1 protein-coding gene and 1 pseudogene are annotated in these 506 nt (G+C 76.2%); both read right to left on the reverse strand.

All coding sequences use genetic code 11. The features are described from left to right. Positions 1–69: 69 nt before the first annotated feature. The coding region (locus AOK15_RS47665) for an FCD domain-containing protein (protein WP_240508712.1) at positions 70–277 on the reverse strand (208 nt) is incomplete at its 5' end. A gap of 2 nt (positions 278–279) precedes the next feature. Beyond that, a pseudogene (locus AOK15_RS47670) lies at positions 280–506 on the reverse strand (FCD domain-containing protein); the annotation flags it as partial.

Raw genomic sequence — 506 nt, forward strand, 5'->3', positions numbered from 1 at the left:
GCCAAGGGGGCTGAGTAAGGGGGGAGCGGCGGCCGGGAGGAGAGGATGCGGGCCGGTGTCGGACGCGGTCTAGGAGGGCGAGTCCCCCGGGTCCCAGTCGAGGAGGCGGACCTTCGCGACCGTACGTACGTGGCGGCGCATCGCGGTGGCCGCCTGCCGGGGCTCCCCGGCGGCGATGGCGTCGAGGATCGCCCGGTGCTGGGCGAGGGAACGGTCGGGGCGGCCCGGCTGGCGCAGCGACTCCGTGCGGCTCTCCGCGATCTGGTCGGCGATGGACNNCGGCGGCCGTGACCGCCGCGTGGAACAGCCGGTCGCCCTCCACGCCGTGCCCGTCCCGCTCGATCTCGCCCGCCATGTGCGCGAGCGCGTCCCGCATCGCCGTGAGGTCCTCCTCCGTGCGCCGCTCGGCGGCCAGTTCGGCGAGCTTGGTCTCCAGCGCCTCACGGGCGTCGAGGACGTCGGGCAGCCGCCGCCGGCGCTCGACCATCCGCTCCACCGGCTCGACG

Source organism: Streptomyces ossamyceticus, from assembly GCF_001418475.1.
Classification (GTDB): domain Bacteria; phylum Actinomycetota; class Actinomycetes; order Streptomycetales; family Streptomycetaceae; genus Streptomyces; species Streptomyces ossamyceticus.